Origin of the sequence: Vibrio sp. D54 (assembly GCF_021728075.1) — a bacterium.
GTDB classification, from domain to species: Bacteria; Pseudomonadota; Gammaproteobacteria; order Enterobacterales; family Vibrionaceae; genus Vibrio; species Vibrio alginolyticus.
In genome coordinates this window covers 31,486-46,749 of the sequence record NZ_JAKKCS010000021.1, presented here as the reverse complement: position 1 = coordinate 46,749, position 15,264 = coordinate 31,486, and the positions used below count along the sequence as shown (strand labels likewise).

At 45.3% G+C, this 15,264-nt stretch carries 17 protein-coding genes and 1 other RNA gene; 10 read left to right on the top strand and 8 right to left on the bottom strand.

Annotation, left to right across the window (positions count from 1 at the left end; translation table 11 throughout):
* Positions 1-98 precede the first annotated feature (98 nt).
* The 4 genes from rpiA to L3V37_RS21100 all read right to left on the bottom strand — a co-directional run bounded on the left by rpiA (position 99) and on the right by L3V37_RS21100 (position 1,915).
* Complete coding sequence (gene rpiA / locus L3V37_RS21115) at positions 99-755, bottom strand: ribose-5-phosphate isomerase RpiA (RefSeq protein ID WP_005380982.1); 657 nt, start codon at positions 753-755, stop codon at positions 99-101.
* Between the two features lie 53 nt (positions 756-808).
* Positions 809-1,408, bottom strand: coding sequence for a 5-formyltetrahydrofolate cyclo-ligase (locus L3V37_RS21110; RefSeq protein WP_237307041.1), 600 nt, complete (start codon positions 1,406-1,408; stop codon positions 809-811).
* A gap of 5 nt (positions 1,409-1,413) precedes the next feature.
* A non-coding RNA gene (ssrS, locus tag L3V37_RS21105) (6S RNA) lies at positions 1,414-1,598 on the bottom strand.
* A gap of 8 nt (positions 1,599-1,606) precedes the next feature.
* Positions 1,607-1,915: a cell division protein ZapA gene (locus tag L3V37_RS21100; RefSeq protein WP_005384553.1), complete on the bottom strand. Its 309-nt coding sequence runs from the start codon at positions 1,913-1,915 to the stop codon at positions 1,607-1,609.
* Positions 1,916-2,164: 249 nt separating this feature from the next.
* Here L3V37_RS21100 and L3V37_RS21095 point away from each other — a divergent pair, with 249 nt between their 5' ends.
* The 3 genes from L3V37_RS21095 to L3V37_RS21085 are packed head-to-tail and all read left to right on the top strand — an operon-like array spanning position 2,165 to position 5,185.
* Positions 2,165-2,743, top strand: a complete 579-nt coding sequence (locus L3V37_RS21095) for a YecA family protein (RefSeq protein ID WP_005380976.1) — start codon at positions 2,165-2,167, stop codon at positions 2,741-2,743.
* A gap of 23 nt (positions 2,744-2,766) precedes the next feature.
* Positions 2,767-3,945: a 2-octaprenyl-6-methoxyphenyl hydroxylase gene (gene ubiH, locus L3V37_RS21090; RefSeq protein WP_237307039.1), complete on the top strand. Its 1,179-nt coding sequence runs from the start codon at positions 2,767-2,769 to the stop codon at positions 3,943-3,945.
* Positions 3,946-3,976: 31 nt separating this feature from the next.
* Positions 3,977-5,185, top strand: a complete 1,209-nt coding sequence (locus L3V37_RS21085) for an FAD-dependent 2-octaprenylphenol hydroxylase (protein WP_237307038.1) — start codon at positions 3,977-3,979, stop codon at positions 5,183-5,185.
* A 65-nt stretch (positions 5,186-5,250) separates the two neighbouring features.
* On the opposite strand, the gene L3V37_RS21080 is transcribed toward L3V37_RS21085, so the two are convergent.
* From L3V37_RS21080 to ygfZ, 3 genes are all read right to left on the bottom strand, one after another.
* The gene (locus L3V37_RS21080; protein ID WP_005380970.1) at positions 5,251-5,457 is read right to left on the bottom strand and encodes a DUF1107 domain-containing protein; all 207 of its coding nucleotides are present in this window, start codon (positions 5,455-5,457) and stop codon (positions 5,251-5,253) included.
* A gap of 638 nt (positions 5,458-6,095) precedes the next feature.
* On the bottom strand, positions 6,096-6,569 hold the full coding sequence (locus L3V37_RS21075; RefSeq protein ID WP_053306796.1) for an aminoacyl-tRNA deacylase: 474 nt from the start codon (positions 6,567-6,569) through the stop codon (positions 6,096-6,098).
* Positions 6,562-7,530: a tRNA-modifying protein YgfZ gene (gene ygfZ / locus L3V37_RS21070; RefSeq protein WP_237307036.1), complete on the bottom strand. Its 969-nt coding sequence runs from the start codon at positions 7,528-7,530 to the stop codon at positions 6,562-6,564. The genes L3V37_RS21075 and ygfZ overlap by 8 nt, the downstream gene beginning before the upstream one ends.
* Positions 7,531-7,719: 189 nt before the next feature.
* On the opposite strand from ygfZ, the gene L3V37_RS21065 reads away from it, so the two are divergent.
* Together L3V37_RS21065 and L3V37_RS21060 are read left to right on the top strand one after the other, a co-directional pair.
* Complete coding sequence (locus L3V37_RS21065) at positions 7,720-7,980, top strand: succinate dehydrogenase assembly factor 2 (protein WP_005380951.1); 261 nt, start codon at positions 7,720-7,722, stop codon at positions 7,978-7,980.
* Positions 7,949-8,410, top strand: a complete 462-nt coding sequence (locus tag L3V37_RS21060; protein ID WP_224721353.1) for a protein YgfX — start codon at positions 7,949-7,951, stop codon at positions 8,408-8,410. Before L3V37_RS21065 ends, L3V37_RS21060 begins: the two co-directional genes overlap by 32 nt.
* A 22-nt stretch (positions 8,411-8,432) precedes the next feature.
* Here L3V37_RS21060 and nadB read toward each other — a convergent pair whose 3' ends face one another.
* Entirely contained in the window at positions 8,433-10,046 is a 1,614-nt protein-coding gene (gene nadB, locus L3V37_RS21055; RefSeq protein ID WP_005380947.1) for an L-aspartate oxidase, read from the bottom strand.
* Between the two features lie 554 nt (positions 10,047-10,600).
* On the opposite strand from nadB, the gene rpoE reads away from it, so the two are divergent.
* The 5 genes from rpoE (at position 10,601) to lepA (ending at position 15,213) form a co-directional block, all read left to right on the top strand.
* Positions 10,601-11,179: an RNA polymerase sigma factor RpoE gene (gene rpoE, locus L3V37_RS21050; protein ID WP_005380946.1), complete on the top strand. Its 579-nt coding sequence runs from the start codon at positions 10,601-10,603 to the stop codon at positions 11,177-11,179.
* Between the two features lie 26 nt (positions 11,180-11,205).
* Positions 11,206-11,832 carry a sigma-E factor negative regulatory protein gene (locus L3V37_RS21045; RefSeq protein WP_005380944.1) on the top strand — a complete coding sequence of 209 codons (627 nt, stop codon included), beginning with the start codon at positions 11,206-11,208 and terminating at the stop codon, positions 11,830-11,832.
* Positions 11,829-12,788, top strand: coding sequence for a sigma-E factor regulatory protein RseB (gene rseB, locus L3V37_RS21040; RefSeq protein WP_005380941.1), 960 nt, complete (start codon positions 11,829-11,831; stop codon positions 12,786-12,788). Before L3V37_RS21045 ends, rseB begins: the two co-directional genes overlap by 4 nt.
* 2 nt (positions 12,789-12,790) lie before the next feature.
* Positions 12,791-13,261 carry a SoxR reducing system RseC family protein gene (locus L3V37_RS21035; protein ID WP_005384575.1) on the top strand — a complete coding sequence of 157 codons (471 nt, stop codon included), beginning with the start codon at positions 12,791-12,793 and terminating at the stop codon, positions 13,259-13,261.
* Between the two features lie 158 nt (positions 13,262-13,419).
* Positions 13,420-15,213, top strand: coding sequence for a translation elongation factor 4 (gene lepA, locus L3V37_RS21030; protein WP_005380934.1), 1,794 nt, complete (start codon positions 13,420-13,422; stop codon positions 15,211-15,213).
* Positions 15,214-15,264 lie beyond the last annotated feature (51 nt).

Sequence of the window (15,264 nt, the reverse complement as noted above, 5' to 3'; positions counted from 1 at the left end):
ATTTTCTTATAGAAAGGAATAAAAAACGGTGCCTTTCAGCACCGTATGTAATGAAATAACAGAAAAGTGAACCAGATAGGTTCATTTTGGGCTGTTATTTACTCTTCAATTTTTGCACCTTCTGGTGTGCCAGTGATCACTACGTCTGCACCACGATGAGCGAAAAGACCCACAGTCACCACACCAGCGATGCCGTTTATTTTGTCTTCCATTTCTTTCGGGTTGGTAATTTGCATATTGTGCACATCCAGAATCACGTTGCCGTTGTCAGTCACAACGCCTTCACGGTAAGCTGGATCACCACCTAGTTTTACCAATTCACGAGCCACGTAAGAGCGTGCCATTGGGATTACTTCAACAGGCAATGGGAACTGGCCAAGTACGTCAACTGCTTTAGTGCCGTCAACGATACATACGAACTTATCAGAGATTGCTGCGACAATTTTCTCACGAGTCAGAGCCGCGCCGCCGCCTTTGATCATTTCACGTGCTGGGTTGATCTCATCTGCGCCATCAACATACACATCCAGCTTCATTACATCGTTACACTCGTATACTTCAATACCAAGCTCTTTAAGGCGCTCAGTTGAAGCGACAGAGCTAGACACTGCACCTTTAATATCATCTTTGATAGTGCCTAGTGCATCGATGAAGTGATTCACGGTAGAGCCAGTACCAACACCGACAATGCTGCCTTTCTCAACATATTTTAGTGCTGCCCAACCAGCCGCTTTTTTCATTTCATCTTGAGTCATGCCAATCTCCTGAATAGATGTTCGTTAACGTTTGCGGGCGTGATTATAGCGGCTTACTTGTCACTTTCCCATTGCCATATTTGGCTTGGGGTCACGATCTTAGGTAATGGAATGTCCCAGCTTTCAATTGGTAAGCGTTCTACATGTTGGCAGTCATGAGCGATACCAACAGGTTTAGCTCCCTCTCCAGTTATAAACCAACGTGACAGAGTACGATCGTAGTACCCTCCGCCCATGCCTAAGCGGTGTCCGATGCTGTCGAACCCAACTAAAGGCGTGCAGATTAAATCAAGCTGGCTAACGGGTTTGAGGTGTCTGATATCGAGCTTGGGCTCTAAGATGCCGTACTTGTTGTAGACGAGCTGTTCATCACTTATATACTGAAGAAACAGTAACTGACCTTTAGAAAAGGGATGGATGACGGGCAGATAAACCGATTTTCCCTGTTGCCATAACCATTCAATGAGCGGTTTAGTATCAAGCTCACCGTCTGCAGAAAGGTAGATGGCAATATGTTGCGCCTGATCGATTTCAGGAAGTTGGGAAAATTGAGTAATAAGGTCGATTCCCGCTTGGTATTGCGTATCACTGCACAGAGCGTTGCGCTTTTCACGAATCAGTTTGCGGAAGTCTTGTCGAGAGAGGTCTGACATAGAGAGAATACCCCAGGGTGCCGTTGAGGATTGTGGCCCTTGAACCAGCTGGTTCAAGGCGGATCAGCAATGACAACCGTAGGCTTCTCGGTGCATGCCGAGCTTGCTCAATAGTTACCAAATACTAACCCTTAGGTATTGCTTATCGGCTCAGGGACTTAAATCCTGCTGACGCACACCCCAGGGTAAATTTTGTATTTACTGCTGTCCTTGCGTAACTTTGCTTAGTGCGTTCTCTAAAGACGCGGTGAGCTTTTCCATTCGCTCAGTAATTTCTTGCTGTTGACCATTGGATTCGTATGACTTGGTGTGCAACTCATAGCAAATATTCAATGCAGCAAAGGTCAGCAGTTGGATTTCATTGGTTACCTTAGTACGTTCGCTCATTTCTTTCAATCGGCGATCCAGATCTTTTGCCGCTGCAACAAGAGACTCTTCTTGTCCTGTCGGACAATTCACTCGTGTAAGTTTGCCTAATATTTCAACGTCGATCGCTTGATTGCTCATGATGAATAAACTCTATATTCGCGCTATCTAAGGTGTTGCTTCATACAACTACCGAGGAGCAAACTATAGGAAAACCGCTATTAAGATTCAAGCATTTCCCATCACAGAAAGAGAAATGATGACGAGATCACACAGGAATTGGGCAAATTGAACAAATGCTGTCCAAAATTGAATTTGATAGCCGTTTCAGACCACTAACCTTGATGGTAGGATATACCAATACATTATTACGCAAGAATGAGCCAAGTTATGAGTGAAATCACCCTTCCTGAATACCAATCTATTGCTGCTGAACTGCAATCGGCAAGCCTGGCTGTGACACCGGCGGAGTTACATGGCTTATTTGTTGGCATGTTAAGTGGTGGATTGGCGATCAATGATCAAACTTGGCAGCCGATTCTTTTTGACTACACCAATGATGGGATGGGGTGGCCCTCGACAGCACTCACTTTTGCTCAGAGCATATTCAACGTTACTGTTAATGAGCTTACTGGCACATCAATGGAGCTGTCTTTACTATTGCCAGATGAGCCGGGCGAAGAAGGCTTATTCGCATTAGCCGACAGTGTGTCCGACTTTGTAAACCACTTTATTTCTGGGCTAGGTCTAGCAGGCGTTGCTCTTAATAAAGCATCTGATGACGCTAAAGAAGCACTGGCTGACTTAGAAGAGATTGCCAAATTAGGCATTGATGAAGATGACGATCTTGGTGAACAAGCGCAATTGCTAGAGCAAGTGATTGAGCACATCAAAGCTTGCGTACTAACGATTCATGCTGAATTTGGTGTTCGTCCTGAAAGCAGCGACAAAAAACCTACTATTCACTAGTCGTAGACCGTCCAGAGGTTAGTATGAAGCAATATGATGTAGTCATTGCTGGTGGTGCCATGGCTGGTGCAACGTTAGCATTGGCGATTGACCATTTGTCTCAGGGAAAGCTCCGCATTGCCGTCGTTGAGCCTTTTAAAGCACAATCAGATATGCACCCTGGTTTTGACTCTCGCTCAATCGCATTGTCTTACGGTACTGTCAATCTGTTGCGTCAACTACAGCTCTGGACGTCAGTAGAACCGTTTGTCACCCCCATTGAACATATCCACGTTTCTGACCGTTCTCATGCTGGGATGACGGAGATTACCAAGCAAGAGGTTGGGGTTGAAGCTCTAGGGTATGTTGTAGAATTAACCGATGTTGGGCGTGTATATCAAGAATTATTAGACAGTAGCGAATCAATTACGCTGTTTTGTCCTGACTCGGTTACCGATATCGAGCGCGAGCAAAACTGTACCCATGTGACGTTGAAAAGTGGTGAGCAACTTGAAGCAAAACTGCTGGTGGCTGCAGATGGTGCTGTTTCGACCTGTTGTCAGAAAATTGGTCTAGAACTTTCTGAGCAAGATTTTGAACAAGTGGCTGTCATTGCCAATATTGTGACTCAAGAAGCTCATCAAGGTAGAGCCTTTGAACGTTTTACTGAAAATGGCCCTGTTGCTTTATTGCCAATGAGTGACAATCGAATGTCCTTAGTTTGGTGTTTGCACCCTGAAGAAGCCCAAGCCGTTCTTGAGTTATCTGATCAAGCATTTCTCCAGCGTTTACAGAACGATTTTGGTTGGCGTTTAGGCGCGATGAAAAGAGTGGGGCGCCGTGCAAGTTACTCATTGCTTCTTCGCCATCGAAAGCAAAATATTTCACATCGCTTTGCGATTGTTGGAAATGCGGCGCAAACGCTGCACCCGATAGCTGGACAAGGCTTTAATCTCGGTATTCGCGATGTAGTCTCACTAGCAGAAGAAATTGTGCAGCAAAGTGAGGATGTGGGTCTTTATCAAGGCCTGATGCGCTTTAGTCAACGTAGAGAAGCAGATCGAAGCGAAACTATTTGGCTAACCAGTGCCTTGGTGCATGTTTTTTCAAATGATTTACCCGCGATGCGAATTGGCCGAAATACTGCCTTAGCAGCGATGGATAACCTTTCTATTTTTAAGCAGCCGCTACTACGCCATACTCTTGGCTTGGTAAAACGATGAACGGCCGCACTGAATTAGGTAATAAAAAGCAATGATGCAAAGTGTAGATATCGCCATCATCGGCGGAGGGATGGTTGGGTTGGCACTTGCTGCCGCGTTCAAAGACAGTGATCTGCGTGTCGCCGTTATTGAAGGTAAAGTGCCAGATGATTCGTTGAAAGAATTGCCCGATGTTCGTGTGTCTGCGCTGAGCCGCTCTAGTGAGACGATTTTGCGTAAACTTGGTGCTTGGCAGGGCATAGAACAGCGCCGAGCTTCGCCTTACCATGGCATGGAAGTATGGGAACAAGATAGCTTTGCCAGCATTGAATTTAATGCACAAAGTATGGCACAACCTGATTTAGGGCATATTGTTGAGAATCGTGTGATTCAACTTGCACTGCTTGAACAAGTCCAAAAGCTCGATAACGTCACGATGTTTATGCCTGCACGTTGCTCGACTCTCGCGGTCGGTGAGCAAGAAAGCTGGCTGACGCTCGATAATGGCCAAGCCATGACCGCTAAATTAGTGGTCGGAGCCGATGGGGCGAATTCGTGGCTTCGCCATCAAATGGATATTCCATTAACGCATTGGGACTATGGTCATCATGCTTTGGTCGCGAATGTCAAAACTGCTATGCCACACAACAGCATTGCGCGCCAGATATTTACTCCTCACGGACCGTTGGCATTTTTGCCAATGTCGCAACCAGATATGTGCTCTATTGTTTGGTCCACGGAGCCAAATCGAGCAGAGCAGTTAGTGGCAATGAGTGAACATGATTTCAATAAAGCGTTGACGAGTGAGTTTGATGCTCGACTTGGTCTATGTGAAGTAGTGGGAGAGCGTGCTGCGTTTCCTTTGAAAATGCGCTATGCGCGAGATTTTGTTGTCGAGCGAGTCGCGCTGGTTGGTGATGCGGCCCATACCATTCACCCATTAGCGGGGCAGGGTGTGAATTTAGGTTTATTAGATGCGGCCAGTCTTGCTCAAGAAGTATTAGCACTTTGGGAGCAGGGTCAAGATATCGGCAGTAAACGCAACCTAAGAAGCTACGAGCGTTGGCGAAAAGCGGAAGCGGCAAAGATGATCGCTACTATGCAAGGGTTTCGAGATTTGTTCTCTGGCGAGAACCCAGCTAAGAAGCTCGTTCGTGGCATTGGCTTAAGTTTAGCGGGGCAACTGCCGGGAGCGAAAGATGAGATCATGAAGCGCGCGCTTGGTTTAAAGGGACACTTGCCGGATCTGGCGCGTCAGTAAGTGCAAAGCGAACTTCAAATACACAAAAGGCTGGTTAATCCAGCCTTTGTTTTATCAACATTTTGCTAAGCATATGCGCATCGGAGTTTCATTATTTCTTGATTGATCTCTTTGACCGCTCGGAAATGGCGTTGCTCTGCTTTCTCCGGCAGTATTAACTTACCGTTATCAAACTCGAATCTACCGACCCCGTAAATATAAATTCTTCCTTTAAAAAGACGACTTATATGTTTAGCAATCATACTTGGTGTATAGCGCTTAAACAGTCTCATATTTACTTTCCTTTTATCTAACCTAGCCTAGGTATTCTACGTTCTGGACGCGAAAATTATTGTGACAGCAATAGTATTAAATACAGATGTAGGGTGTTGCGTCAGAGAATTGTGTTGTCTTAGACAATTTGACAGTGTCATCTCTTAAATAGCGTGAGGATTACCCCAAAAATAACCTCTCTAAAGGAACCCTTACCCAATACACTCCTTTTTACGTGACGCATTAAGCAATAGTTTTGTTACAGAATTAAGAATAGAACGAAAACGGTTGTTTGCTAGTTGTTTCTATTAAGGTCGTGCCTCGCGCAACACACTTTACGTTCTAACGATTAGAGGAAATGAAAGAGAAAAAGTTCCACGTAAAAAAAAGCCCGCTTCAGCGGGCGAATAGTCACAGATGCATTACACAAAAGTGGATAACTAACTGCATGAATGCTGTCACTCAGCTAGCTGACTCACTTTATATCGGTTAAGTGCTTGTTTGAAACTTAACCAACAAATTCAGCATATACGAGTTTTATCTTTGTGACTATTTATGTTTTATATGTGATTAAAAATTCTCATGTCTATTTTTGTAGATATGAGCGAGATCACGCAGTGATAGAAACACTACGTGTCATTACATTGTTTTTAGACGATTAACGACAGATCTCAGCTACGGTCGGCTGGCACAATTGGATAAGATCTTGAATAGAAAGCGCCAGCCCAGCCATTCGATCGCCACTGCTGATTGTGACTTCCTGTTCTTCTAGTAAGCTGGGGTCGAACACGATTGGCATATGACGTTTGAGTAACAGAGGAGTGACAGTACCAACTTTGTAACCAGTGATGGACTCAACATCGGCTTGATCAACACAAGTCATCCGGCGACATTTCAGTAACGAGCGCACTTTTTTGGGATCAACGCTACGATCACCTGGTGCACAGGCGAGTGCATATTGATTACCCATGTCTCGTAGCAAGATTGCTTTCACCATTTGAGAGGGGCGAATGCCGCGTTGGTGCGCGGCATCCTCAATGGTCGTTGCTGGTCTTTGATGCGGTAACAGACGAAACGGAATGTGTTGGTCTGTGAGAAATTGCATCAAAGGAGTATTGATTGTATTACTCATCATCAAGACTGTAAGGCAGTGATTCGATTGTCCATTCACATTCTGGTTGTGCAACTAAACGAAGACGAGTGTCTTCATCGAGATTATTAGGCAGCACGATCAGGCCAATCGCGTGATTGTCACTGAACTGGTAGTGATTTAATAAAGCACCTACTGAACGCCAGTTTTCACCTACGCTGCGTTCGAGCTCAATTGGTTCGTCACTGAATGGAGCAGAAGTTGCACCTTTTACGATATACATAGCACGTTTATTGGTACCGCGATACTTCGCTCGTGCTACCGTTTCTTGTCCCGTGTAGCAGCCCTTTGTGAAGCTTATGCCTCCTAAAGCTTGCACGTTAAGTGCTTGTGGAATGTGAGCATTCTGCGCGGATGCAGAGACAAGTGGTAAACCTGCTTCAATATCGAAACGATTCCAAAGCTCATTTGTCGTAAAGACAGCGTCGGTAGTTTCAACGATTTGCTGTGCTTCTGGCGCACTTAATATCAGTAACCAGCGATCTTGTGCAACTTGCACTGCTGTGCCACCGTCAACTGGGCGAACGCTGCCAGTTGTCTTGCTCATTGTTGAAATGAATTCATCGGCTTTGACGCCAGCGACACCTAAGATAACGTCATCAGAAGCTTCAATCGTTACTTTAGAGAAAATGGCGTATTTCTTTATTTCACTAAGTTCTACGTCAATCGCCGATTTTGGTTGGATCATGCCGTAGCCATCATGATGATGGAAAAGCCGGAACACGCTCCACACTTTGCCTTTTGCATCACAATGTGCGCCCAGTGTTGATTGGTCTTGTTCTAAAGAAACAACATCGCAGGTAACCTGACCTTGTAAGTATGATTTTTTATCATCACCGATCATGGTGATCATGCCGAAGTTATCCAGCAGTGAGATAGATAACTCTGGAAGTGCGTCTTGAGTTGAGAGAGGTAATGCTGAAAAACGAGTTTGCCATTCCATAATTACAATGCCTTTTGAAGATATTTTTCCGCTATGTTATACCCAAATAACCTTGAGATACTAGGGGAGCGATTTACGAATCAACATTTGTCTGCTTTCACTATCGTATTGTGACCCGCACACTAGTGACGTAGCACATCCCTTGTTACACTCCGCACTAACAACAAGACATCTATGAAGGAATAGTGAATGTACACTCCGGAAGAAAAAGCGCGTATTAAATGGGCTTGTCGTCGAGGCATGCTTGAGCTTGACGTAGTAATTATGCCGTTTTTTGAAGAGTGCTTTGATACTCTGAGTGAACAAGAGCAGCGTGACTTTGTTTCTTTACTTGAATGCGATGATCCTGATCTGTTTACTTGGGTAATGGGGCATGGCCGTAGCGAAAATTTAGGTCATGCAGCAATGGTTGATAAAATTGTCGCCCATAACCTCAGCAAAGTTCGTTAATTTTACTGCTTCTCCCTCTCTGACTGCCCGAGTCCTCAATGTTGTACTTTTCTTATTGATGACTTGGGCTGTTATCCTCTCTAGCATTCCGCTCGTATTATCGACTTATTTGTTATTACTGATTGTTAAGGCTCTCTCAAGCCAAGGCCTTGTTCAACCTACAAGTCATGGGCATTGGTATGTGCACTGCGATGGCTCGGTTAGGTTTGATGCCCTTGAGTATGGCGAATACTCGGAAGATATTGAGTCCGAAAAGGGTCATTTACAGCGAGTCGATACATCGGCATCACCATTCAAGATAACATTCCAATTGCAATCTGGCCGTAGTGTTACGATTTGGCGTGATAGCTGTGACGATGAGCAGTATCGTCAACTATCTTTGGTATTACGCCAATGGGAAATGAAACAGGGAGCTAATGCTCCCTGCTGATGTAATAGTTTACTTGGTAGAGTTAAAGCTGTTTAGCTGGAACCAAAATCGTTGGTCCGCTGTTTTCCAGTTGGTTCGGATAATCAAGCGTGTAGTGCAAACCTCGACTCTCTTTACGCTGCATCGCACAACGAACCATCAACTCTGCTACTTGTAAAAGATTACGCAGTTCTAATAAGTTGTTCGACACTCGGAAATTGCTGTAGTACTCGTGTGTTTCTTGTTGCAACAGTTGGATACGGCGTAAGGCGCGCTCTAAACGCTTGTCAGTTCGCACAATGCCCATGTAGTCCCACATAAACAGACGAAGCTCGTGCCAGTTGTGCTGAATGATCACTTCTTCATCACTATTGGTTACTTTGCTTTCATCCCAACATGGCACCTGTGAAGGTAGCTCAACGTTAGTGTGATGTTTTAGAATATCTTTTGCCGCAGACCAAGCATAAACCACGCATTCGAGAAGTGAGTTTGATGCCATGCGGTTAGCACCATGCAGCCCGGTGTAGCTAACTTCACCAATCGCATACAAATTTTTCAGATCGGTGCAGCCATTTCTATCCACCATGACACCGCCACAAGTGTAGTGTGCAGCAGGTACGATTGGGATTGGCTCTTTAGTCATGTCAATGCCCAAGTCCATCAAACGTGAATAAATGGTTGGGAAGTGTTTCGTAATAAAGTCAGCAGGCTTATGGCTGATGTCGAGATACATACAGTCGGCACCTAAACGCTTCATTTCGAAGTCGATAGCACGAGCCACGACGTCACGCGGAGCAAGCTCTTTACGTTCATCGAAATCCGGCATAAAGCGAGAGCCATCTGGACGACGCAGGTAAGCACCTTCGCCACGCAACGCTTCAGTCAGCAAGAAGTTACGTGCTTCTGGGTGATATAAACACGTAGGGTGGAACTGGTTAAATTCCATATTCGCCACACGACACCCTGCACGCCAAGCAATCGCAATACCATCACCAGACGACACATCTGGGTTAGAGGTGTATTGATAAACCTTTGAAGCACCACCTGTAGCGAGAACCACAAATTTGGCTCGCACGGTTTCGACATGCTCTTCGTTGCGGTTCCAAATATAAGCACCGATAACTTTGTTTTTATCACCGCCAATTTTGTCTTCGGTGATTAAGTCCAGAGCATTGTGACGTTCGAGAACATGAATGTTTGGATGGTTATGAGCGTTATCTTGCAGGGAGGTTTGCATCGCCATACCTGTCGCATCTGCCGCGTGAAGAATACGACGACGGCTATGACCACCTTCACGAGTTAAGTGGTAGCGAGGTTCATCGTCAGAGTCATCTTCTTCACGATCAAATGGGACACCACCGTCAATCAACCACTGTACACACTCTTTTGAATGCTCAGCAATGAACCTTACGGTCTCCTCATCGCAAATACCATCCCCGGCGATTTGCGTGTCTTCAACGTGTGAATCAATGGTGTCTGACTCATCAAATACGGCAGCGATACCGCCTTGAGCATAGTAGGTTGCCCCTTCGCTGCGTGGTCCTTTACTCAGCACCATCACCTTACAGTGGTTAGCAACGCGCAAAGCCAACGACAAACCTGCCGCGCCACTCCCTACCACTAATACATCACACTCATGTTCACGATTTGTGTTCATATAACTTTTATAATCCCAAGCTAAGGTAACAAAGTTACCTTGTGTATTATTTGCACACCATGTGCATTCCATTATCGCGACATCTGTCGCTAAGGGCTAAGTTGGGAGACCTATCGACGTCCGTGTTACGGCGGTGACTGAGCCACTCTTCTTTTTCATGCAGAGCATGAGCATGCTTCCTAAGTTATAATTTGTAACGCGGTGTTCAGATAGCCATTAGCCATGCAAATGAAAAGTAATAGTTTGTCAATGCCATTGCTTTTCCATGCCCGACCCAGCACAATCTGGGACAGAGATCATTCATTATACCCATTTCCCTCCAAGATGCTCGCTTGTCAAACTTAGACTAAAGTCAGGCAGCGGTGGTCATTTGGGTACAGACATCACATTGTGAAAAAACAATGACAAAAAACTTGAGAAACCATGGAACTTTCTCATTCACGTTAGGGTCACAATAGTGCTCAAGTAAGCAGTGGTGTCAATACTACGTTTTGCATAATTAGTACCCATATCTGAGAAGAGTAGGGGCATAACAAATAGGAGTATCCGCTCGAATGAACGAGCAGCTGACCGATCAAGTATTGATTGAGCGAGTTCAGAATGGCGATAAGCAAGCATTCAACCTGTTGGTAACAAAGTACCAGAATAAGGTATGTAATCTTATTTCCAGATACGTTAGTAATCCTGGCGATGTACCAGATGTAGCACAAGAAGCGTTTATTAAAGCTTACCGAGCTATCCCTAGCTTTCGTGGGGAAAGTGCGTTTTATACGTGGCTGTATCGCATTGCAGTGAATACTGCGAAAAATCACATTGTTGCTCAAGGGCGTAGACCTCCAGCGACAGATGTCGATGCTGAAGATGCTGAATTTTACGAAACAGGTAGTGCACTTAAAGAAATATCGAACCCTGAGAACTTAACGTTGTCCAAAGAATTGCAACGGGTGGTGTTCAGTGCAATCGAAGCTTTACCTGAAGATTTAAAAACCGCAATGACATTACGAGAGCTCGATGGCTTGAGTTATGAAGAAATTGCAGAAGTGATGGATTGCCCGGTAGGAACGGTACGATCGCGTATCTTCCGTGCTCGTGAGGCGGTGGAAAAGAAAATCAGACCTCTTTTGCAACGCTAGTACAAGTAATAACTATGGTGAAAATAATGGCTGACAAAGAAAAACTTTCAGCTCTCATGGATGGAGAATTGGTCGATAAGGCTTTAATTCAAGAGTTAGAGCAAGACCAAGAGAGCCGTGATGCTTGGCAGAACTATCACCTGATTGGTGATGTGATGCGAGGCGAAGCGCCAGCAAAACCTGAGTGGAATATTGCTGAAAGCGTGGCGTTAGCGTTAGAAGATGAACCTGCACACCGTGCGTTTGATTCGCACAGTGCAAATGTTATCTCAATTGCGGATACGCCAAAAGAGTCGCAACCAGAACCGCAAAAAGCAAAACGTCAGTTGCCAGGTTGGTTGACGCAGTTTGGTCAAGTTGCTGTTGCTGCATGTGTATCGCTTGTTGTTATTTTAGGTGTACAGCAGTACGGTGGTAGCGATTCAATGTCGCCGCAAACAGATCAATTACCTGTATTGCAGACGGTTCCGTTTGCTGGCAGCGCAGAACCAGTGAGTTTGACTCGTGAGTCTGTAGAACGTTCTGTAGGCGAGGCAAATATGCAAGAGCAGCGCAAGCGTGTTCATGCTATGCTGCGAGACTACGAATTGCAGTTACGAATTAACAGTGATGCATCTCAACAAGATGCAAATCTGAATCCGGATATTGAATGAAAAAATTTCTGATCAGCGCTTGCGCTCTGTTCAGTATGATGTCTTCTCAAGCCTTTGCTGGTGATAAGCCAGCGGAGGCTTTATTGCATCAAATGAGCGAGGCGAGTAAGAATTTAAGTTACGAACTCTCTTATATCCTTATCAAAAAGAACAGCATTGAGCCGTTGCTGTATCGTCATGCCACGCATGGTGACGATCAATATGCTCATCTTGTCTACTTAAGTGGCCCTGTGCGTGAAGTGATTCGTCGCGGAACTGAAGTAAGTTATATCGAAACGGGTTTAGAACCGTTCACCATCGAGTCAGGTAAAATGGTCGCTCCGACTATGCCTATGCTCAACACCAATATCGATGAGCTAAACTTGTATTACGACTATGTAAAAGTGGGTAGAGCTCGTGAAGCTGGTGTGGCAACACAAGTGTTGCGTATTGTTCCTAAAGACGGTCTGCGCTATTCATACGTACTATGGATCGATGAAAAGAGTAAATTGCCGTTACGTGCCGACCTTGTGGACCGCGATGGTGAGATGCTTGAACAATATCGCACTATTTCTTACACGGTAAACCCAAAAATCGCAGAGTTAATGAGTGGCCTGCAAGATGTCCAATTACCTGCTGTTCTCACCATGCCAAAAGGCGATATTGGGACCAGTAATTGGCAGGTTGGTTGGATTCCTGAGGGTTTCGAGCCGAACGAGCTCAACCGCTATCGTATGGCCGTTACTAACCAAATGGTGGAGAGCCAGCTGTATTCTGATGGTCTGTTTAGCTTCTCTGTTTACGTAGCAAACAAGGATGAGCATTCGTTAAAAGGGCAGTTGGTTCGCCAAGGCAGAAGAACGCTACACAGTTTTGTGAGTGGTCAACATGAAATCTCTGTTGTAGGAGACATTCCACCGACCACAGCACAGCGTATCGCCCAATCTGTCACATTTAATGTAACAAAGAGTAAATAACAATGATGACCGCGTTGGCTACCGTGACAGACGTGCATCGTCGCGGCAAGCAATACGAAATTGATTTAAGTTGCGAACAGCAGACCAGTTGCAGTAGTTGCTCTTCACAGAAAAGCTGTGGAACGGGCGTTGTTACTAAAGCCATTGGTAACAAGAGTTTATCTTGGCACCTGCGCACGGATAAATCGGTGAAAATAGGTCAAGTCGTCGAGATTGGTTTTCCTGAGTCGAGCCTAATAAAATCAGCAATGGCGGTTTATTTACTGCCATTGTTTGGTTTGATTATCGGTGCGATGTTTGGTCACTTCCTATTAGCGCCGCTGACAGCCGGCGGGGAAGGCATCATCATATTGGCATCGGTATTGTTTGCCGCTGGTGGAATGTGGATCGCAAAACGTGTTTCTCGTCCGTTAGAAGATGAATCTAAGCGCCAAGTTACCCTCGTTCGGGTACTTGGAGAGCCAATCCAGTAAGTGCTGTCCCCCTCCACTAAAGGTTATTTGGGTATGTACTTTAAATTACGTGCGCCCGTTAACGAAATTCGGTAGAATCTGCCAACTTGATTGAAATGCCGTCAGTAGATGGCGTTTCTTACTGTCCCTATTTGTAAAGAGTTAGTCACCCTAAATCTATGAAGCACATTCGTAACTTTTCGATTATCGCCCACATCGACCATGGTAAGTCGACCCTATCAGACCGTCTAATCCAAGTTTGTGGCGGGTTAACCGATCGTGAAATGGCCGCACAGGTTCTGGATTCTATGGATCTTGAACGTGAGCGTGGCATCACCATCAAATCTCAGAGTGTGACGCTAAACTACACCGCTAAAGACGGTGAGACGTATCAGCTGAACTTCATCGATACTCCGGGGCACGTTGACTTTGCATATGAAGTATCACGTTCTCTAGCGGCTTGTGAAGGTGCGCTATTGGTTGTGGATGCGGGTCAAGGTGTTGAAGCTCAAACACTGGCTAACTGTTACACCGCGATCGAAATGGATCTAGAGGTTGTGCCAATCTTAAACAAGATTGACCTACCTGCAGCCGATCCTGAGCGTGTAGCGGAAGAAATTGAAGAAATCGTTGGTATCGATGCAATGGAAGCAACCCGCTGTTCTGCGAAGACAGGCATCGGTGTTGATGACGTTCTAGAGAATATTGTGTCAGCGATTCCAGCACCGGAAGGTGATCCAGATGCGCCACTACAAGCGCTGATCATTGACTCATGGTTTGATAACTACCTTGGCGTTGTTTCTCTAGTGCGTATTAAAAACGGCGAACTGAAGAAGAACGATAAGATCAAAGTGATGAGTACGGGCCAAGTTTGGGGTGTGGACCGCCTTGGTATCTTTACGCCAAAACAAGTGGATACCGATACCCTTCGTACTGGTGAAGTAGGTTGGGTTGTTTGTGGTATCAAAGACATTCTTGGTGCCCCTGTTGGTGATACGCTGACTCTAGCGAAGAATGGTTGTGATAAACCGCTACCAGGCTTTAAGAAAGTTAAACCACAGGTTTACGCAGGTCTGTTCCCAGTATCTTCTGACGATTACGAGAACTTCCGTGACGCACTAGGCAAACTAAGCCTTAACGACGCATCGCTATTCTACGAGCCAGAAAACTCTGCGGCACTTGGCTTTGGTTTCCGTTGTGGTTTCCTTGGCATGTTGCACATGGAAATCATCCAAGAGCGTCTAGAGCGTGAATACGACTTGGATCTTATCACCACAGCACCAACGGTAGTTTACGAAGTTGAGAAGACGGATGGCGATCTGCTGTATGTTGATAGCCCAGCAAAACTACCAGCGATCAATGACATTGAAGAAATTCGTGAACCGATTGCGCGTTGTAATATCCTTGTGCCTTCAGAGTACCTAGGTAACGTAATCACCCTGTGTGTTGAAAAGCGAGGCAGTCAAGTTGATATGGTTTACCACGGTAACCAAGTCGCTGTGACTTACGATATTCCAATGGCTGAAGTGGTACTGGATTTCTTCGATCGTCTGAAATCAACATCACGCGGTTACGCATCTTTGGATTACAACTTCCAGCGTTTTGAAGCTTCGAATATGGTACGTGTAGACGTTCTTCTTAACGGTGACACTGTTGATGCATTGGCGATGATCACACACAAAGATCAGTCTCAGACTCGCGGTCGTCAGTTGGTAGAGAAGATGAAAGAATTCATCCCTCGCCAAATGTTTGATATCGCAATCCAAGCGGCAATTGGTAACCACATTATCGCTCGTTCAACTGTAAAACAGTTGCGTAAGAACGTTATTGCGAAATGTTACGGCGGTGATGTAAGTCGTAAGAAGAAACTTCTGAAGAAACAGAAAGAAGGTAAGAAACGCATGAAGCAGATCGGTAACGTTGAGCTGCCTCAAGAAGCGTTCCTAGCCATCCTTCACGTAGGTAAAGACTAAAGTTGAACTTTGTCTCACACTTGTCGGTCTTAAGACGTTAGATATTAAAAT